This window comes from Pseudomonas khavaziana (assembly GCF_036704165.1).
Taxonomy (GTDB): Bacteria; Pseudomonadota; Gammaproteobacteria; order Pseudomonadales; family Pseudomonadaceae; genus Aquipseudomonas; species Aquipseudomonas khavaziana.
On the sequence record NZ_CP129946.1, the window covers coordinates 4328469 to 4350443 of the forward strand.

Annotated in this window: 30 protein-coding genes, 1 tRNA gene and 1 pseudogene; 9 read left to right on the top strand and 23 right to left on the bottom strand. The window is 55.7% G+C overall.

The genetic code is table 11. From position 1 onward, the window contains the following. The first annotated feature begins 189 nt into the window (after positions 1–189). Positions 190–1620, top strand: a complete 1431-nt coding sequence (locus QYQ93_RS19075) for an amino acid permease (protein WP_338475266.1) — start codon at positions 190–192, stop codon at positions 1618–1620. Positions 1621–1687: 67 nt separating this feature from the next. Here QYQ93_RS19075 and QYQ93_RS19080 read toward each other — a convergent pair whose 3' ends face one another. The 5 genes from QYQ93_RS19080 to QYQ93_RS19100 form a co-directional block, all read right to left on the bottom strand. Further along, positions 1688–2014 carry a DUF2388 domain-containing protein gene (locus QYQ93_RS19080; RefSeq protein WP_043049594.1) on the bottom strand — a complete coding sequence of 109 codons (327 nt, stop codon included), beginning with the start codon at positions 2012–2014 and terminating at the stop codon, positions 1688–1690. A gap of 497 nt (positions 2015–2511) precedes the next feature. After that, the gene (locus tag QYQ93_RS19085) at positions 2512–2775 is read right to left on the bottom strand and encodes a hypothetical protein (protein WP_338475267.1); all 264 of its coding nucleotides are present in this window, start codon (positions 2773–2775) and stop codon (positions 2512–2514) included. A gap of 209 nt (positions 2776–2984) precedes the next feature. Then, positions 2985–3182 carry a hypothetical protein gene (locus QYQ93_RS19090; protein ID WP_043049592.1) on the bottom strand — a complete coding sequence of 66 codons (198 nt, stop codon included), beginning with the start codon at positions 3180–3182 and terminating at the stop codon, positions 2985–2987. Positions 3183–3868: 686 nt separating this feature from the next. Then, entirely contained in the window at positions 3869–4348 is a 480-nt protein-coding gene (locus QYQ93_RS19095; protein WP_338475268.1) for a hypothetical protein, read from the bottom strand. A 954-nt stretch (positions 4349–5302) separates the two neighbouring features. Next, entirely contained in the window at positions 5303–5590 is a 288-nt protein-coding gene (locus QYQ93_RS19100) for a zeta toxin family protein (protein WP_338477277.1), read from the bottom strand. A gap of 11 nt (positions 5591–5601) precedes the next feature. Here QYQ93_RS19100 and QYQ93_RS19105 point away from each other — a divergent pair, with 11 nt between their 5' ends. From QYQ93_RS19105 to QYQ93_RS19115, 3 genes are all read left to right on the top strand, one after another. Then, positions 5602–5931 (top strand): hypothetical protein, encoded by a 330-nt coding sequence (locus QYQ93_RS19105; protein ID WP_338475269.1) that lies wholly within the window; start codon positions 5602–5604, stop codon positions 5929–5931. A gap of 88 nt (positions 5932–6019) precedes the next feature. Beyond that, a complete protein-coding gene (locus QYQ93_RS19110) occupies positions 6020–6307 on the top strand; it encodes a type II toxin-antitoxin system Phd/YefM family antitoxin (protein WP_124378653.1) in 288 nt (95 codons plus the stop codon). Then, positions 6297–6584 (top strand): type II toxin-antitoxin system RelE family toxin, encoded by a 288-nt coding sequence (locus QYQ93_RS19115; RefSeq protein ID WP_124378654.1) that lies wholly within the window; start codon positions 6297–6299, stop codon positions 6582–6584. Before QYQ93_RS19110 ends, QYQ93_RS19115 begins: the two co-directional genes overlap by 11 nt. A 310-nt stretch (positions 6585–6894) precedes the next feature. On the opposite strand, the gene QYQ93_RS19120 is transcribed toward QYQ93_RS19115, so the two are convergent. The 4 genes from QYQ93_RS19120 to QYQ93_RS19135 form a co-directional block, all read right to left on the bottom strand. Then, positions 6895–7542 carry a hypothetical protein gene (locus tag QYQ93_RS19120; protein ID WP_338475270.1) on the bottom strand — a complete coding sequence of 216 codons (648 nt, stop codon included), beginning with the start codon at positions 7540–7542 and terminating at the stop codon, positions 6895–6897. 176 nt (positions 7543–7718) lie between these two features. After that, positions 7719–8237 carry a BRCT domain-containing protein gene (locus tag QYQ93_RS19125; protein ID WP_052501145.1) on the bottom strand — a complete coding sequence of 173 codons (519 nt, stop codon included), beginning with the start codon at positions 8235–8237 and terminating at the stop codon, positions 7719–7721. A 50-nt stretch (positions 8238–8287) separates the two neighbouring features. Beyond that, positions 8288–8524: a hypothetical protein gene (locus tag QYQ93_RS19130; protein ID WP_043049585.1), complete on the bottom strand. Its 237-nt coding sequence runs from the start codon at positions 8522–8524 to the stop codon at positions 8288–8290. A gap of 39 nt (positions 8525–8563) precedes the next feature. Beyond that, entirely contained in the window at positions 8564–8695 is a 132-nt protein-coding gene (locus QYQ93_RS19135; RefSeq protein ID WP_094030725.1) for a YHYH domain-containing protein, read from the bottom strand. A 306-nt stretch (positions 8696–9001) separates the two neighbouring features. On the opposite strand from QYQ93_RS19135, the gene QYQ93_RS19140 reads away from it, so the two are divergent. Both QYQ93_RS19140 and QYQ93_RS19145 read left to right on the top strand, forming a co-directional pair. After that, positions 9002–9223 carry a hypothetical protein gene (locus tag QYQ93_RS19140; RefSeq protein ID WP_043049584.1) on the top strand — a complete coding sequence of 74 codons (222 nt, stop codon included), beginning with the start codon at positions 9002–9004 and terminating at the stop codon, positions 9221–9223. Continuing rightward, positions 9222–9644: pseudogene (locus QYQ93_RS19145) on the top strand (integrase); the annotation flags it as partial. The gene QYQ93_RS19140 and the pseudogene QYQ93_RS19145, both read left to right, overlap by 2 nt. A gap of 78 nt (positions 9645–9722) precedes the next feature. Here QYQ93_RS19145 and QYQ93_RS19150 read toward each other — a convergent pair. The 9 genes from QYQ93_RS19150 to thrS form a co-directional block, all read right to left on the bottom strand. Continuing rightward, a tRNA-Pro gene (locus QYQ93_RS19150) sits at positions 9723–9799 on the bottom strand. Positions 9800–9890: 91 nt separating this feature from the next. Next, complete coding sequence (locus QYQ93_RS19155; protein ID WP_003174972.1) at positions 9891–10247, bottom strand: MerR family transcriptional regulator; 357 nt, start codon at positions 10245–10247, stop codon at positions 9891–9893. Further along, the gene (gene ihfA / locus QYQ93_RS19160) at positions 10228–10530 is read right to left on the bottom strand and encodes an integration host factor subunit alpha (RefSeq protein ID WP_002553164.1); all 303 of its coding nucleotides are present in this window, start codon (positions 10528–10530) and stop codon (positions 10228–10230) included. The genes QYQ93_RS19155 and ihfA overlap by 20 nt, the downstream gene beginning before the upstream one ends. A 3-nt stretch (positions 10531–10533) precedes the next feature. Next, positions 10534–12912 (bottom strand): phenylalanine--tRNA ligase subunit beta, encoded by a 2379-nt coding sequence (gene pheT, locus QYQ93_RS19165; protein ID WP_338475271.1) that lies wholly within the window; start codon positions 12910–12912, stop codon positions 10534–10536. Positions 12913–12938: 26 nt separating this feature from the next. Beyond that, positions 12939–13955: a phenylalanine--tRNA ligase subunit alpha gene (pheS, locus tag QYQ93_RS19170; RefSeq protein ID WP_003192486.1), complete on the bottom strand. Its 1017-nt coding sequence runs from the start codon at positions 13953–13955 to the stop codon at positions 12939–12941. 109 nt (positions 13956–14064) lie between these two features. Beyond that, on the bottom strand, positions 14065–14421 hold the full coding sequence (gene rplT, locus QYQ93_RS19175; protein ID WP_002553161.1) for a 50S ribosomal protein L20: 357 nt from the start codon (positions 14419–14421) through the stop codon (positions 14065–14067). 29 nt (positions 14422–14450) lie between these two features. Beyond that, positions 14451–14645 (bottom strand): 50S ribosomal protein L35, encoded by a 195-nt coding sequence (gene rpmI / locus QYQ93_RS19180; protein WP_002553160.1) that lies wholly within the window; start codon positions 14643–14645, stop codon positions 14451–14453. 60 nt (positions 14646–14705) lie between these two features. Continuing rightward, positions 14706–15257, bottom strand: a complete 552-nt coding sequence (gene infC, locus QYQ93_RS19185) for a translation initiation factor IF-3 (protein WP_169960276.1) — start codon at positions 15255–15257, stop codon at positions 14706–14708. Next, positions 15257–17179 carry a threonine--tRNA ligase gene (gene thrS / locus QYQ93_RS19190; protein ID WP_043049576.1) on the bottom strand — a complete coding sequence of 641 codons (1923 nt, stop codon included), beginning with the start codon at positions 17177–17179 and terminating at the stop codon, positions 15257–15259. Before thrS ends, infC begins: the two co-directional genes overlap by 1 nt. A 364-nt stretch (positions 17180–17543) precedes the next feature. Between thrS and QYQ93_RS19195 the strand changes: the two genes are divergently transcribed. Continuing rightward, entirely contained in the window at positions 17544–17858 is a 315-nt protein-coding gene (locus tag QYQ93_RS19195; RefSeq protein ID WP_080889086.1) for a hypothetical protein, read from the top strand. Positions 17859–18147: 289 nt separating this feature from the next. Then, entirely contained in the window at positions 18148–18360 is a 213-nt protein-coding gene (locus QYQ93_RS19200) for a cold-shock protein (RefSeq protein WP_003234260.1), read from the top strand. A gap of 73 nt (positions 18361–18433) precedes the next feature. On the opposite strand, the gene QYQ93_RS19205 is transcribed toward QYQ93_RS19200, so the two are convergent. Together QYQ93_RS19205 and QYQ93_RS19210 are read right to left on the bottom strand one after the other, a co-directional pair. Continuing rightward, positions 18434–18754 carry an I78 family peptidase inhibitor gene (locus QYQ93_RS19205; RefSeq protein ID WP_043049575.1) on the bottom strand — a complete coding sequence of 107 codons (321 nt, stop codon included), beginning with the start codon at positions 18752–18754 and terminating at the stop codon, positions 18434–18436. A gap of 144 nt (positions 18755–18898) precedes the next feature. Continuing rightward, complete coding sequence (locus tag QYQ93_RS19210; protein WP_043049574.1) at positions 18899–19204, bottom strand: hypothetical protein; 306 nt, start codon at positions 19202–19204, stop codon at positions 18899–18901. Positions 19205–19359: 155 nt separating this feature from the next. On the opposite strand from QYQ93_RS19210, the gene QYQ93_RS19215 reads away from it, so the two are divergent. Next, complete coding sequence (locus tag QYQ93_RS19215) at positions 19360–19566, top strand: hypothetical protein (RefSeq protein WP_043049573.1); 207 nt, start codon at positions 19360–19362, stop codon at positions 19564–19566. Between the two features lie 33 nt (positions 19567–19599). Here QYQ93_RS19215 and QYQ93_RS19220 read toward each other — a convergent pair whose 3' ends face one another. From QYQ93_RS19220 to rbsK, 3 genes are read right to left on the bottom strand one after another with little or no spacing between them, the layout of a single operon-like run. After that, positions 19600–20628, bottom strand: a complete 1029-nt coding sequence (locus QYQ93_RS19220) for a nucleoside hydrolase (protein WP_043049572.1) — start codon at positions 20626–20628, stop codon at positions 19600–19602. A gap of 27 nt (positions 20629–20655) precedes the next feature. After that, complete coding sequence (gene rbsD, locus QYQ93_RS19225; RefSeq protein ID WP_043049571.1) at positions 20656–21060, bottom strand: D-ribose pyranase; 405 nt, start codon at positions 21058–21060, stop codon at positions 20656–20658. Then, complete coding sequence (rbsK, locus tag QYQ93_RS19230) at positions 21057–21974, bottom strand: ribokinase (protein ID WP_043049570.1); 918 nt, start codon at positions 21972–21974, stop codon at positions 21057–21059. The genes rbsD and rbsK overlap by 4 nt, the downstream gene beginning before the upstream one ends. Position 21975: the final 1 nt, after the last annotated feature.

A 21975-nucleotide genomic window follows, 5' to 3' on the forward strand; every position in this document is an offset into this window, starting at 1 on the left:
ATCAGCAACCGACCAAAGCCGCCCATATGCGCACGGTCGGTTGACCTGTAAGTGACGCCACAGGCATGTGCAGGGGGACGTCATCGCCCAGATAAACCAATACCGTCACCCGCCATTGCATCCTGACAGTGGCGCCGGATACCCACTTTTCTGCCAAAACTCAAAAACATAAGATCAAGAGGTTTTGAAATGAAATCGAATTCATCAGAGCGGGTTGAACAACCTGCGCTGCAGCGCACGCTCAGCAATCGTCACATCCAGCTAATGGCCATGGGCGGCGCCATTGGTACAGGTTTGTTCATGGGCTCCGGAAAGATCATCGCCCTCTCCGGCACCTCGATCATCCTCATCTACATGATCATTGGCCTGTTCGTTTATTTCGTCATGCGTGCCATGGGCGAAATGCTGCTTTCCAATTTGAATTTCAAAACCTTTGCCGATTTTGCCGGCGCTTACCTGGGACCTCGCGCCGCATTTTTCCTCGGCTGGTCGTATTGGCTGAGCTGGAGCGTTGCCGTGATCGGCGATGCCGTCGTCGTTGGTGGCTTTTTCCAGTACTGGTTCCCCCATCTGCCTGCCTGGATACCGGCTATCGGGATGCTGGCGACACTGTTTGCCTTGAACGTGCTGACGGTCAGGCTTTTCGGTGAAGTCGAATTCTGGTTCGCGATCATTAAGATCATCGCCGTCGTGACGCTTATTGGGGTCAGCATCGTGCTGATTGCCAGCTCATTCGTATCCCCCAATGGCGTTACCGCGTCCCTGAGCCATCTAGTGAACAAGCAGGCTGCATTCCCTAACGGTTTGCTGGGTTTTTTTGCCGGTTTTCAGATGGCGATATTCTCATTTGCCGGCACCGAGCTGATCGGCACCGCTGCGGCAGAAACCCGGTCTCCGGAGAGGACCTTACCCAAGGCAATCAACTCGATTCCGCTGCGAATCATCCTGTTCTACGTGTTGGCATTGGGCTGCATTATTGCGGTGACGTCCTGGCAACAGGTGTCACCTGTAAAAAGTCCTTTTGTCGAACTTTTCCTCGTCGCCGGCTTTCCCGCAGCTGCCGGCATCGTTAACTTCGTGGTGCTGACATCCGCCGCTTCATCGGCCAACAGTGGCGTATTCTCCTCCAGCCGTATGCTGTTCGGGCTGGCGAATCAGGACAACGCTCCGGGTATTTTTCGGCGACTGTCGAGCAACAGCGTGCCTCTGCTGAGCCTGGCCTTCACCACGCTGTTGATGCTGCTGGGTGTACTCGTGCTGTTCATCGTTCCGGAAGTCATGACGGCCTTCACCATCGTTTCCACTGTGTCAGCGATTCTGGTGATCTTCACGTGGTCGACCATCCTCGTGTCCTACATTGCCTATCGCAAAAAGCGTCCTGAGCTTCACGCAAAATCTGCTTACAAGATGCCAGGCGGCGTGCCAATGGCATGGCTTTCACTGGCTTTTATGGGTTTCGTTCTGTGCCTGCTGGCATTGAGACCTGACACCCGCGTTGCCTTGATGGTCATGCCAGGATGGTTTATATGGCTGGCCGTTGCTTATCAGCTAACGCGCAGCAGGAAGCCACAGCCCCTGAAATCGCAGACAAAGAAAAGCCCGCGATGGGGCACGGGCTAAGAGGTTTTCACCAGGAGCTGGAGTCACCATAAACACATGAATGTGAAGAGGGCGTGAAAGGTTGTGCTCAGTACGCCACGACGATCGCTCGCGCCAACTGCATGTCAGACATTAGCGGCGAGTTGTAGGTCGAGCGATAGTAGCGAGAAGCCTGCTCAAACTGCGCGCCGCGGATCTCACCATCAGAGCCTATGAAGGCGAGCGCATCGTTCTTGGCTTTTTTCATCAACGAGGGACCATACATTGTAAATGCTGTTGTTCCGCCGAGGATCATGGTCGGAAACAGCGTCGTGACGGTCAGCGCCCGCTCTACTGGATTTTCGACATACCACGCCATTACGTCAGCACTGATCGACACCGTGATGATGGCTGCCAACGTCTTCCATAAGTCCATGCTTCGATGCTTCCGCTGCGATACGAGCGGGCAAGATAGCAAAATAGAGGGCTAGCGCAAGCGATGGGAGTGGGAAATGCGGGTGCCGCGCTCTACTCCCAATCATTGGTGATCGCCACGATTACACCAGCTCCGGATAGAGCTGCAAGAAGTGTTTGAGAATGCCGTTCACGGCACAGCGTAGAGTGTCGCCTGGAAAACCCAGCACAACGGTTTCAGCCAGCATTATTACTACAGCGTGAACGCGGCGGTCAGCACTACCTGTGGCGATATTGACGATGATCGCTACACCCTGGCCATGGCCGGCATTTTCATTGACATAACAGAGTTGCCGATCACGCTATGCAGCCATGCACGCAACAACGCTGGGCAACCGTCGGCCATTCGCACAGATGCGATCAGAGGCGCTACGGTTCGCTCGCAACGTCATGCCAGGTGATGCGGCACTCTCTGATCTTGCTAACCAGGGTGACTTCCATCGGGATTCGGCCATGCACTCACTGTGCCACGCCCGCCCTGGCGATCAACTCACGCAATCGGGAATCTTTAGGCTCAAACACATCAAGGAGACCGATCGCCTTTAGAGCGGGTAAAGATTGAATAATCTCTCGCTCAGCCAGCAGTTGATCATCCATGCTCGCGTCAGAATCACTCCAAACCCGTACGTTTGCCAAAAAGGCACCCACCGTCCCCTTACGTACGGTCACGCCTTCAAATGTTGCCTCGTTTGTGTCGTCGGCGAGAATGTCTTCGGCATGCATATCAGTCTCCGCAGTTGGGTTGCTTTAACTTCTCGGCCTTTTCGATAAGCCTCATGCCGACAATAGCGTAATTATTTTGCGCTGGCATTTAAATGCAAACCGAGCCCCGGTATTGACTCCTACGTCGATCTATCCAGCTTCCGACGCTGAAAAGGAATTGGCCTATCAAGGCAAACCCGGCGCTTGGCCGGGTCCGTTGATCTGAATGCTCAGTTGTCAGGATGCTCACTGGCTACGGAGTCGGCAGCGTCCACGTCCGACATATCCTCCTCGAGGGGTGCCTCGTCATCTGGTGGCAGCGGGATATGATCCTCATCGCGCTTTGGATCATGACCGGTCTCATTGTCCGTGCCGCGCGTTACTGCCTGCTGTGAAATATTGCCTGGGGCGTTCTCGTTGATTTCCATGCTGTCTCTCCGCTGTAAAAGCACGACAAATACGCACTTAAACCATTGGAGCAGGCTTGTAGCAGTGAGTGCCGGGCACTGGACGAACGGAGGATCGGAAGGCTGTGATGGGCGTAAGGTTGGTAGCTGCTTTGCTTAAGCACTCCTACGATCCATCCAGCGGTCATCTCCTAAGGAATTTGAAGTGCACCAATGATAGCGAGCGATTTTGACGCGACTTGAGCGGCATCACTGGGGGCTCTCCCCCGCCGAACCGCAGCGGGGGCGACCCGGTTACCATTGGCCAGAGAGCCAACAGGTTGCCGCTTCAATCATGCTGAAGTGGTACCACGGCTGAGAATCCTGGCAACTGGTGGCGAACGACGCATGCGCGCTTGAAGTTGCTAACAGGCAGGCTGCAGCCGTCATATAGACGTATTTTTTTATTGTCATCTTCACTCCCCTTCCCATCGTTAATACATTGGCTTGCGCTTCCAACTTTAATAGTGGGCTTGAGCAAGGATCAATTAGGGCAGGTGTGCTAATGGCATATTGACCAGACTGCACCTGCAAGCTTGCAGGCAAATACTGGGCTTAAGTAGACTTTCTGCTCAATGGCGCGCGTCCAAGTCCAACATGGGAGAACGACATTGCCGTGCCGCGAAGCAACAGCGTATCGCCATAAGCGATCAGCACCTCCGCTGGCTTTACTTCTTATCGTTGCAGTTCACCACGCTCACATCGGTGATCACATCCTTGCCATCTGTCAACAAGGTGATGCTGCAGAAATAATCGATCACGATCCTGTTCTCTTCATAGCCGACCTTGCGATAGATAGGTTCACTACTGACGGGCATGATGCCATTGAGTCCACGACCTCCAATTCCGACCCACCTCTCTTGCTGACCCACATACTCAACCCCCGTCTGGATGAACACCTTTTCAGGAGTGACGCGTGTTTGGATCCGATTCCAGGCGTAGAAGCCGCCACTACCATATGATGAAGGCCCCATACCCTGGTCAGGCGCTCCGAATACTTCAAAAGCCCTTTCGGCGGGCTGCCCTACGAGCCTCTGGGCTGCCACCTGGATATCATTGGCGCCACCATTTTTAGTCGAGGGCGAAGTCGAACAGGCAGTAATGGCAAAAAACGCCAAGCCAGCACATAGGCTTTGCATTACGGACATGGTAGTTACTCCTTCGTTCTCGGCATTTTCTGCACCCAATAACGGCGTCTTTCAAGGTAGTTTTCGCGTCAACCGTTCTGCTATGCCGCTTTTTGTTCGGTCTGCTGTTCCCGGTTACGTGTTTGTCCCGACCACCGTTCAGGTTTTTTCCGACGCTCGCCATTAGCTCAAGTCCTAATTGCTCTTGCATTCGATCGCTCGGAGAAAAGATGCGTACGGCGAACCTAGATTTCAAAACGATAAATCATCTGAGACGGACAGCAATTCCCAGGATGCAATCAGGAGCTGTCCTACAGGGCCCCCTCTCTAATTCTGACCCGCTGCAGCTCAATCGGCTTGGACACTCAGGTCTTGACCATCAGACGTCATAGCTCAAAGCCACCACTGGGACTACAAGCACGTTCAACCCGCGAACGCCGATAAATCCGCCGGACTACTTTTTGATGATGACTTGCATTTAACCGCCATCGCCAAACGTATCAAGAATGAAGATGTGATTACACCGCCTGAATTGAAGTCGATCACTCGCACTGACTAGGATGCCCACTTCGCGTCGAGGCCAGGACAAGGCTACGCCGCGGGCAGTTGCGGTTATCGAGAAGCTCGCCAGGGCCGCCGCGAAAGGAAGACTCAAGGAGTCAGACTTGGTTCTGCTGGAGGGCATAGCCGCCCTGCTTGAAAAGCCAACGCTGAAAAGCCTTGAGCCAGATGCAAAAAGCCCAGCGCAAGGCTGGGCTTAAGGATTAAGGACACGAATACGTATTTATCGAGGTTTTACAGTCAGAATTTCGCCAGGCTTCGCTGAGCGAATCACTTCCCTCTGCTCCTCAATGGCTGCACTAGCTGCCATGTGATAAACGGCTCGCCTCTCCTCCACGGTCCCGTGGCGGAAAAAATCAGACATTTTCGACGAACCATGAATCTTCGTCGAAGCGTCTGCTACCTTCTCGCCTTTCATTGGGATTCTCCGTTCAAAATACGTTCAAGCTCATTTTGATCATAGGGCTGGCTGACAAACAGGTCAATTCCGTCAGCCGAAAGGTCAATGCCGATATCCTCGTTACCTCCATCGATATCTTTGATAATTACATCAACCTGCAATGCATCCTGGAACTCACGCTTCAGGGCGCACACAGATGTTTTTGCAGCATAAAACTGTCTGACAAACTCAGGGCAAGGAATATTTCTTCCTTCTTGTTTCTCTCTCGCGAGAACGAATTCCCACGCACCTAGCCGGCTTATAAGGAGATGCTATGGAAATCTGGCGGCAAGGTTCGAACCGAAAAACTGGGTGGGCCATACTTCGCTCAAAGAAAGCGGCAGTCACCTCGATTGCGACCGAAAAAGAAGTTCTTTACGCAGCGTTCAACGTCAAGAAAACCAGCGATCCCGACCGAAGCGGCGAATATGATCATGAGATACGACTAACCATATCGGAAGTCGCAGCACTCTTAGATACCCTAGCCAATCAAGGAGTGAAAAAATACCAAGCGGAATTGATGACGGGTCTGTCTCAGTCAGTACGATCATTAAACCGTCTTGCTGCTATTGCCAGCGGGGTACCTATCACAGCACCGGAGTAACTTGCGGTGGACCGCCTATCAGTTGCGGGGTCGCTTGCCATCACCACCTAAAAAGACCAGAATAAAGACCTATATAGGAGTCTTATCTATGCAAAATATTCTGGCTGATGTGGCGGTGAGCGTTTCCGAACTCAAGAAGAACCCCTCCTCCGTCTTGAGCGGTGCCAACGGCCTGCCCGTGGCCGTACTGAACCACAACCGCGTAATGGGCTACATGGTTCCGGCAAATGTCTACGAAGCGATGGTAGAGCGCCTGGACGAACTGGAGCTGGTTCACCTGGTCAAGGGTCGTCTCGATGCCAAGGAAACACCTGTTCGAGTATCTCTCGACGATTTGATTGGCGAGGCCGAGGCAGACATAGCCAATGGGCGTTGAGTACGAGGTTGAATGGGATCCGAAGGCGCTGAAAGAACTGCGAAAACTCGACGGCACAATCCGCCTCCAGTTTCTGAAAAAGCTCCAGGAGCGGCAGGCCGGACCTCGGGTGGCAGGCGATGCACTCCACGGCATGAAGGATTGCTACAAGATCAAATTGCGCGGCGCCGGCTACCGGCTGGTGTATCGCGTTGAGGATGAGCGAATAGTTATCCTGGTGCTGGCTGTCGGCAAGCGAGAGCGCAGTTCGGTGTACGAGCAGGCAGGGAAACGGTAGGCAGATACGAGAAGCCCGGCGCTGGGCCGGGCTCTATACAGCGAAAAAGCCTATTACTTCAGAAGAGGCTGATTTGCGTACGAAGAAATGGCTAATTGAGCTACAGATATCGGCAGAGCCTTGGCTTTGACCTTCGTTGTTAGGTACGCCTCAAACTTGCCAGCGCCCATGTATACCTCACGGAACCACCTCCGAAACTCCCCCAGGGCCGACTCTGGATAGCAGTTTGACTCTTGAGGGTTCGACAGAGCTTGCGGGAAATAATCTGGGTAGTTGTGTTCGTATTTTATTCGTGGGCTGTAAACGTTTTCTAACTCAGCGGCTTTCCAATGCTTTGCCCAATGTATCCCACGCTACCGTCAGGAACAAAGGTCCTATCAATATGAATGCCGCTCTGTCCAAGATGGACGACCATATCAGCGATTTCTTTGAACACCCCAAAGTAACCCGCTGGCACCGCGTTGTAGACCAGAGACATCCTATCGTGGAACTGCTTCCACTGAGTAGGAACGTGGTTCTCTGGATCGTATCCGACCTGCGTGTAAATGAAGTCTCGAAGAGCTTTACCAGCAAGAAGCCTGAAGTTCATCAGTGCTTCGTCTTTACGATTTATTCCTGCTTCAAATGCGTAATATTCTAAGATCGCCAGGCAAACGCCATCTGGGTACGCATGTGACATCGTGCCTTTGTCAACAACCGTTGTGTAAGGCTCCTCATAGGTCAGCCCATGTGTTTGAAGCAGCGAGTGAATTTTGGTGATTGCCGGCCTATTCGATGCCCAGTCGTTTGCAATATCCAAGATCGACGTGTGCTGAATGCCACATAATCGGGCCAGACCGCGCGCAGTTAGAAAAGGCGTACCATCCGAAAGTACGCCCATACCAATGCCATCGATCTCAATCTGAGCATCAATTGCTAAAGGCATCTGTGATTTAGGCCTGGTGGGCAAATTAGCCATTTTTCTCATATCCATCTGATTTAAACGGTTTTATGTGGTGTGCATGTGCGCTTGATATAGCGCCCAAGCGTTTCCTGCTTGTCGATGCTAAGTACTCGCTAGTCGAACGAACCTTCCCGCTTTCAACCTATCCGCACAACCTGCTACAACATTCCGTCACGCCATGCCTGCTCCAGCTAAGACATCTCGCCGGTCATTATCAAAGTCAGAAACTGCTCAGCATCAATGATGAAAGCCCCGGCCTCCTGGGCTTTCGCAACCTTAGTAGGTCCAGCGTTATCGCCATAGCAGAGAAAGGTCAGCGTGTTACCAGGCGTACTCATAACTTTGAATCCTGAATCCAATGCTTTTTGCTCAAGCTCGGCCCGGTGCACCGCCGCAAAGCCCGTGAAAAGAATTTGGTTAATACCGCCAGGCGTTGCCTTTGGCGATGGATGGTGGGAAGTAGCAGCCGACACAGCTTTGGCCGAGGGTCGTGTTTTTTGCAGCAACTCTGGAGCAGGTGGTGCGGCGTCATTCAGCAACAGCTCCGCACCAAAGTAGACTTCAACTATGCGGTCTTTCCTGAAGGTTTTAGGGAATGAGTCAGCAGCAGATCTCCCCTGAATGTAGAGCGAGTTCTCTGACCACTGGATCAGCTCGCGCTGACTCAAATCACCCTTTGCATCCCTGTAACTGAACTTGATGGTTGTCACCAGATTCGCTCCCTTGTGCGATGGTCGAGTGACCAGATTCGTTGCGCTTTCTACTCAGCCTTCCCACGCAAAATTCTTCCCCCATTCACCTCATCCGCATAGCCCGCCAGCCTGTCCTCGACATCCTGATAGCTCGCTGCAATCCTCTGCAACTCCTTGGCTTCATCTTCCTGACCAGCCTCAGATAGCCGCACAGCTGCCCGCACCAGATCGATGCCCAACCACTTACGCAGGGCCGCAGCCTCTTTCAGGTCACGGCGCAATTGGGCTGGGTTCGCCAGGTGCATGCCAGCTTCCTACAAGGCAACGCTGAATCAGGGCTTAGATCAGTGACAATGCCGTGTACCCGCCTTCTTATCGTTGTGACACCCCTGCTTGTCGGTACGACCGCCGTGCGCGATTGCAGACACAGAGGTGACGGCAAGAACTGCCGCGAGTACGAGGGTGATAATTTTCATGGTTCACTTCCTGTGATTATTATTTTGTGTTTTGTCGATCTGACAGATTGTCATGCCCTACGCCTCTCCATCGCTACTGACTAACCCCAAGCACGACTGGTGCGCAAAATTTAGCACCATTACTTCGCCACTACGAGCCACCCAGGCGGGTTTTATTTCGGCATGTAAATTAGCAAAAAAGAATCAGCAGAAATAATTTGCTAATTTACAGCCACTCCTTCGCCACCTCATGGCGAAGCAAGAGCACCTCAGTTTTTTGCGAAAGCCAACAACGCGGCGGGCCCTTGCTCGCCCTGGAGAAAGTGAATGTCACGTAAACCCATCACACCGCTTCAGCTATTCAAAGTGATGATTTCCATCCTGCTCTACATCACCGCCTCTGGCGCCTGGCTGCTTTTTGCCGCCCGCGACTTGATGAGCAGTTCCTCGGATTTCGACGTGGCTGCGGCTTTCTTCGGTACCGCGGTCTGGCTCATTGCGAGTGCCTGCTTGTTCCTCCTCATCACCACGCCGAAATCAGGCGAATAAGGCAACAGACGCGGCCTGGATTCGGTTCAGGGTCACGCCAGAGCTGCAGGCGGTAATCAGCCGGAGCCGCGATGATGTGGTTTCGCCTTACCTGGTACACCGCAAGCCGGATCGGCTAAAACAGAAGCAGGCGCAGACAAAGGACCATTGGACTAAGATTGAGGAACGGTATTTGACGCGAGCGTTCAAGGAGGCCAGAGAGGCGGCGAACTGCTACGCGGGATGGAAGGAGGAAGAGATGCCAGGCTTCCATGGAGTGCGGGCACTGTCGCTGCACTTGTACAAGAAAGCAGGAAAGGATGGGCAGAAGATCGCAGGCCACGCGAGCGAGGGCATGACCAAAAACTACCAGCGGGACCATGAGGAAATCATCTGGTCCGAGGCAATTCCGGACCTGAATATCAGCGAAATCACCGGGTAGTTTTGCGCGGATTTTGCGCAGGCACAAAAAAGCCGATCTGTCTGATCGGCTTAAGTGTCTGATTTTACTCAGGAATAATGGTCGGGACGGAGTGATTCGAACACTCGACCCCTAGCACCCCATGCTAGTGCGCTACCGGACTGCGCTACGCCCCGACTAGGCGTGTTACTGGGTTCGCTTCTTAACGAAGCGAATCGGAATATACCGCAAGCTTTTGAAATGTGGAAGTATTTTTAAAAGCTTGAATCATTTCTTCAGCACCACCAGTACATCTTCCAATTCGGAGATCATCTGGCGGATCAGTTGCTTGTATTGGGTGGTGTCGTCTTTGGCTTCATCACCGGACATACGCTGGCGTGCGCCACTGATGGTGAACCCCTGGTCGTACAGCAACGCGCGGATCTGTCGGATCATCAGCACGTCCTGGCGCTGATAATACCGACGGTTCCCGGTGCGTTTGACGGGGTTGAGTTGAGGAAACTCCTGCTCCCAATAGCGCAGCACATGCGGTTTTACCGCACACAACTCGCTGACTTCACCAATGGTGAAGTAGCGTTTGCCTGGGATGACGGGTAGCTCGTCGTTATGACTTGGTTCCAGCATAAGCCTCAACTCGGGCCTTTAACTTCTGCCCTGGACGAAAGGTGACCACACGGCGAGCCGTGATCGGGATTTCTTCTCCCGTTTTTGGATTGCGGCCAGGCCGCTGGCGTTTGTCTCGCAGGTCAAAATTGCCGAAACCGGACAATTTGACCTGTTCGTTGTCTTCCAGAGCGTGGCGGATCTCTTCAAAAAACAGCTCGACCAATTCCTTGGCCTCGCGCTTGTTCAGACCCAACTCTTCGTACAGACGTTCCGCCATCTCAGCTTTCGTCAAAGCCCCCATACGTCACTTCCTTAACGTGGCGTTCAACCTTTGTTCGAGCGAGGTGAGGATATTTTGCGTCGTGGTATTCACCTCATCGTCATTAAGAGTGCGCGATGGATGCTGCCAGGTCAAGCCAACTGCAAGGCTTTTTCTATGCGGATCAATGCCTTTACCCTGATAGACGTCAAATAGCCTGAGGTCTGTCAGCCATTCCCCTGCATTTTCACGGATTACATCCAGAACGGCAGTGGCGGCGACGTCACGGTCGGCGATCAGGGCCAGGTCACGGCGCACTTCAGGGAAGCGCGACAACTCGCTGAATTTAGGCATCTTGCCCGTGGCAACTTCAGCCAGGACCAGCTCAAAAACGAAGACCGGGCGATCCAGCCCCAGGGTTTTCGACAGTTCTGGGTGAATAGCACCGACGAAGCCCACCAGGCGACCTTCGCGCTCGATACGCGCAGTCTGGCCCGGATGCAATGCTGGGTGGCTGCCCGGCACAAAAGTGAAGGCATCCAGCGCACCGGCAAAGCCCAGTACCGCTTCCACGTCAGCCTTGACGTCGAAGAAGTCCACGACGTCGCGGCCCTGCGCCCAGCCTTCCGGCAGGCGGCTACCGCAGACGACGCCGGCCAGCATCGGTTCCTGCTTAAGACTATCGAGCTGCCCCACGAAACGCAGGCCGCTTTCGAACAGGCGCACGCGGTCTTGCTGGCGGTTCAAGTTGTGGGAAAGCGCTTTTACCAGACCCGGCCACAGCGACGAACGCATGGCGGCCATGTCGTTGGAGATCGGGTTAGCCAGCAACAGTGGCTCAACACCTGGGTTGAACAGCTCGAACTGCTTTGGATCAATGAAGCTGTAAGTCACAGCTTCCTGATAACCACGAGCCACCAGCAGGCGACGCAACTCTGGCAGGGCCGCACGCGCCTCGGCCTTCGGCTGTGGCGCCAGGCGCGCTTGCGGGTAACGAACCGGCAGACGGTTGTAACCGTACAGGCGCGCCAGCTCTTCGATCAGGTCGACTTCCAGGCTGATATCGAAGCGATGACTTGGTACTTCAACCTGCCATTGCCCTTCCCCACTCGAGGAAATGCCCAGGCCGAGGGCCGACAGCAGTTGCTCGATTTCAGTCGGCTCGATGACCAGGCCGAGCATTTGCTCAACGCTCTTGGCGCGCAGGGTGATCGGCGCAATCGACGGCAGGTATTGTTCGTTGACGGTTTCGCTGATCGGGCCGGCCTCGCCGCCAGTGATGTCCAGCAGCAGGCCAGTGGCGCGCTCCATGGCTTCACGGGCCAGCTTCCAGTCCACGCCACGCTCGTAGCGGTGCGACGCATCGGTGTGCAGGCCGTAGGAACGTGCCTTGCCAGCGATGGCGATCTGGTCGAAGAATGCGCTTTCTAGAAATACGTCACGGGTGGTCGCGGACACACCGCTGTGCTCGCCACCCATTACGCCGGCAATCGCCAAGGCGCGGGAGTGGTCAGCGATGACCAGGGTATCGGCACGCAGGCTGACTTCCTGACCATCCAGGAGCACCAGCTTCTCGCCTTCTTCGGCCATGCGCACGCGGATGCCGCCATTGATTTCGGCGAGATCGAAGGCGTGCAGCGGCTGGCCCAGCTCCAGCATCACGTAGTTGGTGATGTCGACGGCAGCGTCGATACTGCGCACGTCAGCGCGACGCAAACGTTCCACCATCCACAGCGGGGTTGGCTTGGACAGGTCGACGTTACGGATCACTCGCCCCAGGTAACGGGGGCAGGCGTTTGGCGCCAGCACGTCAATCGAACGTACTTCGTCGTGCACTGCCGGCACGGCAGCGACGACTGGACGGGCGACAGGCGTGTTGTACAGCGCGCCCACTTCACGGGCCAGGCCCGCCAGGGACAGGCAATCGCCGCGGTTCGGGGTCAGGTCGACCTCGATACTGGCGTCTTCCAGTTCCAGATAGACACGAATGTCCTGGCCCACTGGCGCGTCAGCCGGCAGTTCCATCAGGCCATCGTTGCCTTCGCCCACTTGCAGCTCAGCCTGGGAGCACAGCATGCCGTTGGACTCAACACCACGCAGCTTGGCCTTCTTGATCTTGAAGTCGCCCGGCAGTTGGGCACCGATCATGGCGAACGGGATCTTCAGGCCCGGACGCACATTTGGCGCTCCGCACACGACCTGGAAAGTTTCCGCGCCATTGCTGACCTGGCACACACGCAATTTATCGGCATCGGGATGCTGCTCGGTGCTCAACACCTCGCCCACCACTACACCGCTGAAAACACCGGCGGCCGGCGTAACGCTATCGACCTCAAGACCGGCCATCGACAGACGCGCAACCAGCGCATCGCGATCTACCTGCGGGCTTACCCAGCCACGCAGCCATTGTTCACTGAATTTCATCCTGCTCTCCTAAAGATTCGTTACGACTAGCGAAATTGCGCGAGGAACCGCAAGTCGTTGTCGAAGAACAGACGCAAGTCGTTCACGCCGTAACGCAGCATGGCCAGACGCTCGACACCCATGCCGAAGGCGAAGCCCGAGAACTCTTCCGGGTCGATGCCGGACATGCGCAGCACATTAGGGTGGACCATGCCGCAGCCCATCACTTCCAGCCAGCCGGTCTGCTTGCACACGCGGCAGCCTTTGCCGCTGCACATCACGCATTCCATGTCGACTTCAGCCGATGGTTCGGTGAAGGGGAAGAATGATGGACGGAAACGCACCGCCAGCTCCTTCTCGAAGAACACCCGCAGGAATTCTTCGATGGTGCCCTTGAGGTCGGCGAAGTTGATGTCGCGATCCACCAGCAGGCCTTCGACCTGATGGAACATTGGCGAGTGGGTGATATCCGAGTCGCTGCGGTACACACGGCCTGGGCAGACAATGCGGATCGGCGGCTTGTTCGCTTCCATGGTGCGAACCTGTACCGGCGAGGTATGGGTGCGCAACAACATGTTTGCGTTGAAATAGAAGGTGTCGTGCATCGACCGGGCCGGGTGATGGCCTGGGATGTTGAGCGCCTCGAAGTTGTGATAGTCGTCTTCGACCTCAGGGCCTTCGGCAATGCCGTAGCCGATGTGAGTGAAGAACTGTTCGATACGTTCCAGAGTCCGGGTGATCGGATGCAGACCGCCCGAGGCCTGGCCACGGCCAGGCAAGGTGACATCAATGGACTCGGCGGCGAGCTTGGCCGCAAGATCGGCCTCCTCGAGCGACGCCTTGCGCGCATTGAGGACCTCTGTGACACGCTCCTTGGCGACGTTGATCAGCGCACCGACTTGCGGGCGCTCTTCAGCTGGCAAATTCCCCAGGGTCTTCATCACCTGAGTCAATTCACCCTTCTTGCCAAGGTAGTGAACCCGGATTTGCTCCAGGGCATTTACATCTTCAGCGCTTTGCACAGCCTCGAGGGCTTGGGCGACGAGCGCGTCCAGGTTTTCCATGTACAGACTCCAGATACAAAATAGGGGAAGAGCTTGAAGGCTCTTCCCCTATTTATGACGTTTAACACCTTGGGCTACAGGAGCAGCCCAGGGTGACTGTCGGGGGTACTTAAGCCAAGGTGGCTTTAGCTTTCTCGACAATCGCAGCAAACGCCGCTTTTTCGTTCACTGCCAGATCAGCCAGAACCTTACGGTCGATCTCGATGGACGCTTTTTTCAGGCCAGCGATGAAACGGCTGTAGGACAGACCGTTAACACGTGCACCAGCGTTGATACGAGCGATCCACAGAGCGCGGAACTGACGTTTTTTCTGACGACGGTCACGGTAGGCGTATTGGCCTGCCTTGATTACCGCTTGCTTGGCAACACGGAATACGCGTGAGCGTGCACCGTAGTAGCCTTTAGCAAGTTTCAGAATTTTTTTGTGACGCTTACGGGCAATGACGCCACGCTTTACACGAGCCATGAGTTACTTCCTCTATTCTTGATCCAAAATTAACGAAGGCGCAGCATGCGCTCGACTTTTGCCACGTCAGACGGATGCAGCAAGCTGCTACCGCGCAGTTGACGCTTACGCTTGGTCGACATTTTGGTCAGGATGTGGCTCTTGAAAGCGTGCTTGTGCTTGATACCGTTAGCAGTTTTCAGAAACCGCTTAGCAGCACCACTTTTAGTCTTCATCTTTGGCATGTTCGGATACTCCGCATTCAGTTGATAAACATAATCAGAAGGCCTGCCGTGCCCTGTTGATTACTTCTTCTTTTTCGGGGCGATGACCATGATCAGCTGGCGTCCTTCCATCTTAGGATGCTGTTCGACCGAACCGTACTCGAGCAGGTCAGCTTCAACCCGCTTGAGGAGTTCCATCCCCAGCTCCTGGTGGGCCATCTCACGGCCGCGGAATCGCAAGGATACCTTGGCCCTGTCCCCATCACTCAGGAAACGTACCAGGTTGCGCAGTTTTACCTGGTAATCCCCTTCCTCCGTCCCTGGACGAAACTTGATTTCTTTAACCTGGATCTGCTTCTGGTTTTTCTTGGCTGCGGCAATCTGCTTCTTCTTCTCGAAGATCGATTTGCCGTAGTCCATCAGCTTGCAGACAGGCGGTACAGCATCGGCGGAAATTTCCACCAAATCGAGCTTGGCTTCTTCAGCCTTAAGAAGCGCGTCTTCAATTGACACAATCCCAAGCTGCTCACCCTCAGCCCCAATTAACCGAACCTCGCGTGCCGAGATATTCTCGTTGATCGGGGCTTTCGGTGCAGCTCGTTTATCTTGTCTCATTTCACGCTTAATAGTAATTACTCCGAATCTGGGCGACCACGCCGGGAAACCGCTTGCGCGAGGAACTCAGCGAACTGGGCGACGGGCATAGAGCCCAGGTCAGCACCTTCACGAGTACGCACAGCGACAGTCTGCATCTCGACTTCCCGATCTCCGATAACCAAAAGATAGGGAACCTTGAGCAAAGTATGCTCGCGGATTTTAAAGCCGATTTTTTCATTTCTCAAGTCGGTCTTGGCACGAAATCCGCTTTCATTGAGAGTTTTTTCAACTTCAGCGGCAAAATCTGCCTGTTTATCAGTGATATTCATGATCACTGCCTGGGTCGGAGCCAACCACGCAGGGAACGCGCCCTCGTAGTGCTCGATCAGGATGCCGACGAACCGCTCGAACGAGCCGAGGATCGCCCGGTGCAGCATGACCGGGTGCTTACGGCTGTTGTCTTCGGAGACGTATTCGGCTCCCAGACGGATCGGCAGGTTAAAATCGAGCTGCAGGGTACCACACTGCCAGACGCGGCCAAGGCAATCTTTCAGCGAGAACTCGATCTTCGGACCGTAGAATGCGCCCTCCCCCGGCTGCAAGTCGTACGCAAGCCCCGCACTGTCCAGCGCTGCGGCCAGTGCCGCTTCGGCGCGGTCCCACAGTTCGTCGGAACCGACGCGTTTTTCCGGACGAGTGGACAGTTTCATCTCGACTTCGGTAAAGCCGAAATCGCGATAAACATCCATGGTCAGCTTGATGAACGCGGCGGATTCGGCCTGCATCTGCTCTTCGGTGCAGAAGATGTGGGCATCGTCCTGGGTGAAGCCACGCACGCGCATGATGCCATGCAGCGCACCCGATGGCTCGTTCCGGTGGCAGGCACCGAATTCGGCCAGGCGCATCGGCAACTCGCGGTAGCTCTTCAGGCCCTGGTTGAACACCTGCACGTGGCATGGGCAGTTCATCGGCTTGATGGCGTAGTCGCGATTTTCCGATTGGGTGGTGAACATGTTGTCGGCGTAGTTGGCCCAGTGCCCGGACTTCTCCCACAGGCTGCGATCAACGACCTGCGGGGTCTTGATTTCCAGGTAACCGTTTTCGCGCTGAACCTTGCGCATGTACTGCTCGAGTACCTGGTACAGGGTCCAGCCGTTCGGGTGCCAGAACACCATGCCCGGCGCTTCTTCCTGGAGGTGGAACAGGTTCAGGCGCTTGCCGATCTTGCGGTGGTCGCGCTTTTCGGCTTCTTCGATGCGCTGGATATAGGCGGCCAGCTGCTTCTTGTCAGCCCAGGCCGTGCCGTAGATCCGCTGCAGTTGTTCGTTCTTTGCATCGCCGCGCCAGTAGGCACCGGACAACTTGGTCAGCTTGAACGATTTCAGGAAGCGCGTATTCGGCACGTGCGGGCCGCGGCACATGTCAACGTATTCTTCGTGGTAGTACAGGCCCATGGCCTGCTCGTCCGGCATGTCTTCGACCAGGCGCAGCTTGTAGTCCTCGCCACGCGCGGTGAACACGTCGATCACTTCGGCACGCGGGGTGACTTTCTTGATGACGTCGTAATCTTTCTCGATCAGCGCGTGCATGCGCTGCTCGATGGCCGTCAGGTCGTCCGGGGTGAAGGGACGCTCGTAGGCGATATCGTAATAGAAGCCTTCTTCGATAACTGGGCCAATCACCATCTTGGCGGTCGGATACAGCTGCTTCACCGCATGACCAATCAAGTGGGCGCAAGAGTGACGAATGATCTCCAGCCCCTCTTGGTCCTTGGGCGTGATGATTTGCAGGCTGGCGTCGCTGGTGATCAGGTCGCTGGCGTCAACCAGCTTGCCGTCGACCTTGCCGGCCACGGTGGCCTTGGCCAGGCCGGCACCAATGGATGCGGCGACCTCGGCGACGGAAACCGCATGATCGAATGAACGTTGACTGCCATCGGGAAGAGTAATAGTTGGCATGGCGCCTCCTCTCCTAGTGGTGACCCCTACCAAAGGTCACGTGGGTTGGGATGAGCCAGTACAAGATCCAACACCAGGCCGTTCAATGGAGAACGCCTGCCTTACAGCGGCAGGAGCCTTTCGGCCAACCGATAATCGAACCAGAGTGACTGGAGTGAACAAAAAGGACCTGGCAAGGCGGCAAATGGCGCGCCGGGAAATAGCCAGGCGAAGATGCTAGCACAGATGAACGGTCGTCGCGCCGGCGAAGCTTTGTGTAAACAGCATTTCAAGGCTTTATAGCTGCAAAAGTGAACTTGAGCTGTACGCCGGGCCTCCAACCCACTGAGAATCGCCGTTCGTCCTCGACCCAAAGGAGCATCCCATGATGCGTTTCACCTCTACCCTCGCTGTCGCCGCTACCCTGAGCCTCCTTTCCCTCGGCGCACAGGCTGCAGCCCCTTCCAACTGGCCAGCCGGCGCCCGTGACAGCTTTGTGAGCGACTGCAGTGCCGCCGCCAGCCAGAACGTAGACGTCAAGACTGCCAAGGCCCACTGCGAATGTGGCGCCGACAAGATCAATGCCGAATTGAGTTCTGCCGAGATCAAGGAACTCATGACCAACCAGAACGCCAGCCCGGAGCTTAAAAACAAAGCAGTCGCGGCTATTTCGTCCTGCAAAGTCGTGAAGAAAAAGTAAGATTGACCACTGATCAGACGGCCTTTTCACTGAAAAAACGGCCTCAAAACTGCTATTTCGCACAAAATACGCAGGTTTTACGGCTTTTTTTAACAGCTGATATTTCACTGCAAAGCCCCGTAGATCGGGGCTTTCAGCCGGCCCAGGGATCAAACGCAACGCGATTGATTAGCAAACAATGCCTTGGGGGGGCTCCCAAGTCGAACATTTCGACTATGATAGCCCAGTGTGCCCAGTTGGCCTGAGCAGCACAGCACTACTGAAAATATATGTTTCTTGGAGATACACCATGTCTAATCGCCAAACCGGCACCGTTAAATGGTTCAACGATGAAAAAGGCTTCGGCTTCATCACTCCTCAAGGTGGCGGTGACGACCTGTTCGTACACTTCAAAGCTATCGAAAGCGACGGTTTCAAAAGCCTGAAAGAAGGCCAGACTGTTTCCTTCGTGGCTGAGAAAGGCCAAAAGGGTATGCAAGCTGCACAGGTTCGCGGCGAGTAATTCCCCGCTGAGCTAAAAAAACCCCGTCCATGTGGCGGGGTTTTTTATGGGCGATGCAAAAGCCGCAGGGCAATCAGCCGCAATTGACCCGAGTGATCACCAGGTTGTTATCGGTGTTCAGGTTCAAGCGGTCGGAGCGATACTCCAGCGTGATCATATCGTTGGGCTTGAGAATGCGTGCATTCTGCGCACCGGCACGCGTACGGGCCTGCTCCAGCAACTGGGGCGAGGCTTTCTGGCCGATTGCAAACTCGGCGGCCTTCGACTCACAGCGGCTATGACCGGTATCGGTCGCGGCGGCGCCTTTGCCTGGCTCAGAGGCACCCGGGGTGCTGCAACCCGCCAACGCGAGTGCTGCCAACAAAGTACCGAATGATGCGAGCTTCCAAGGCATGAAGCCTCCTATGATAAAAAATGGACAGAGATCGTGCGACAGCAGTCAAAGCGATTGGTTTCAAGACGTTAACCGCCTGCGCGCAAGTCTGCCTCACTCACAGCAGTCAAGCGCCCTGTCAATCGTGACTAGATATGAACGCACCTAGTAGATATCAATGTAGTCAGAAGAAGGTGTAGGCCAATTCTGCTTCAGCGCGTTAAAAATCTGCATGACCCAGACTTCGTCGCTTGCCGCGACGATGCCGACATACCCGGAGCCCTTCGACCAGGTCTCCAGCCGAAAGAGCAGGCCGTCGATATCAACGCCTCCCACGGTCCCCGAAGAAATATAGGCAATACCCTCCCTGGTGACCCGCAGTTGGGTATGTTCATCGTCACTGGCGCTGGCAAGCAGTTCGCGCACGGTAGCCTGGGTCAGGTCCTCAGGGTTGTTCAAATTGATCTGCACGCGTTGTTTCCCGGCTATTGGACAGGCTCGCAGTGTCGCACACCCCCTCCTTCATGCCTAAGTAGCAGTGCCAAATGCCGCGCAAAATGCTTAACTGCGCCCGCTGGAACCGCATTCCAGCGCATTGCCCAGTACTTTCAGCCCGTGAGATTTCCATGACCACCGTAACGATCCAAGCCGACATCAAAGCCAAATGGCCCCAAGGGCAAAGCTCCTACAGCCCCACCAGCCCGGAAGAAATGGCGATCATCGGTATCGACCTGCTGGTCAAGGAGCTGGGCACCCAAGCTGCACAAGCATTCATCGGCCAGGTATTCGAGAAATATCCGGCCGACCATATGGGCGCACCAGCGCACAAATAAGAACCGGCCAGCGAACGCTGACCGGTAAACGCCTTACTTCAGACGCGCCAGACGCTCGGTCAGCAGATCGAAGAAGCCCTGGGCGTCGCCGTTCTCCACCCAAAACACATTCTTCTCCTGCTTGAGTCCGTCATACCAATCGACGATGGTCTGGCCGAAAGTCGGACCTTCGCGGCTGTCTACGACCATATTGGCCTGACGACCGCTGAACAGCGAAGGCTTGAGCAGGTAGGCAACCACGGTCGCATCGTGGACCGGACCGCCTGGAATGCCGTAGTGCTCCATGTCACCCTTGACGTACTCATTCAGAATGCTGCTGACGACCTTGCTTGCGTTGTTGTTCAGGTCCGCAATCTTTTTCAGGCGCGCATCGCTGGTGAGAACTTTATGGGTCACGTCCAATGGCAGGTAAGTCAACTTCACACCGCTTTTGAGCACGATCTCAGCCGCGACTGGATCGGCGAACAGGTTGAACTCGGCCACCGGCGTGATATTACCGCCATTGAAGTGCGCGCCGCCCATCACCACCACTTCCTTGATGCCTTGGGTGATTTCCGGCGCCTGGGTCAGCGCCAGCGCCAGGTTGGTCTGCGGACCGAGCATGGCGATGGTAATGCTGTGCGGCTTGGCGCTGCCCAGGGTCTTGATCAGGTAGTCAACGGCATTACCTTCGGCCAGGCCTTTTTTCGGTTCGTGCACGGTGACGCCGGAAATGCCTTCCTTGCCATGGATGTTCTCGGCATAGATCGGCTTGCGTAACAGCGGCGCGGGTGCACCGGCATACACCGGAATATCCTCACGCCCTGCCCACTCACGCGCCAGGCGCGCATTGCGGGAGGTCTTGTCCAGGCGCACGTTACCGGCGACGGTGGTCAGCGCACGAATGCTCAGCTCCTCTGGCGAAGCCATGGCAAACAACAGCGCCACCACATCATCGGCACCCGGATCAGTGTCGATGATCAGGTCGATTTTTTCCGCCGCCTGGGCGCTTGCTGCTGTGAGCGCGGACAAAAGCAGGACACTCCGGAACAGGTTTTTCAGGGTAGGTAGACCACGTTGCATAAAGCACTCCTTGTCATAGGGGGGACGCTAGAACGTTACGCCGGACACCAGCGCGATATTGCAGTAAGGCTGGCATTCGCCGGTGCGCACAACCGCGCGGGCGTTGCGACTCAGTTGCTTGAACTGATCATGGCTGAGCAGGCGTCGTTCACCCAACGCGGCCTGCTCTGTGAGTATATTGAGTTGGGTCAGCGCAGGCGGTTGCTTGAGCAGGATTTCTTCGGCCAGCACGTGGCTTTCTACCTGCATTTCGCTCAGCACAATGCGTAATGTGCTGATGAAATCCGGAATGCCCTGGGTCAGCGCCAGGTCGATCAGTTCCACACCGGGAGGTACCGGCAGGCCGGCATCGCCGATGACCAGGATGTCACCGTGACCCAGGGATGCGATCATGCGAGACAAGGCGATATTGAGCAGGGGGGTCTTTTTCATGAGGGCACAAAACCTTGTACGTCGTGCAGCGTAGGAATGGAAGGCTGAGCGCCGTTACGGGTGACCGACAGCGCTGCCGCGACCTGGCCAAAACGGATGGCCTCGAGCTCGCTCTTGCCAGCAGCCAGCGCAGCGGCAAAGCCACCGACGAAGGTGTCGCCGGCGGCCGTGGTGTCCACCGCCTTGACCTTTGGCGCGACCAGATGCTCGAAGCTTTTACCATCCGCGAACAGCGCGCCCTGGGCGCCCAGGGTGATGATGACTTTACCCGCCCCCGCCTTGATCAGCGCCATCGCGGCGACCTTGGCGCTGTCGAGCGAGTTGACCGCCACACCGCTCAGGGCGGTGGCCTCACTTTCATTGGGGATCAGGTAGTCGATCGAGGCATACCACTGCGCGGGCAGAGGCCCGCTTGCCGGGGCCGGATTGAGGATGACCGTCTTGCCCAACTCACGACCGCGCTTGAGCGTATAGCCAACGGTGTCCATCGGCACTTCAAGCTGGCAGATGATCACCTCTGCCGCCTGCAGCACAGCGTCGCAGGTTTTCAGCGACTCGGGCGTCAGCTCACCGTTGCTACCCGCCACAATAACAATTGCGTTCTGGCTGCTGTCATCCACCACGATCAACGCCACACCGCTGGAACCTTCCACGGTGCTGATCGCTTGGCAATCGATACCTTCCACCACCAATGCCTCGCGCAGTTGACTGCCGTAGGCGTCGGTGCCGATGCAACCAATCATCGCCACGCCGGCCCCCAGGCGCGCCGTTGCGACGGCCTGGTTGGCGCCCTTACCTCCGGGAACGGTGGAAAAGCTTTGGCCGACCAGGGTTTCACCGGCATGCGGCAAGCGACTGGCACGGGTGACCAGGTCCATGTTCAAGCTGCCTACTACCACTACTTTTGCTGGCATA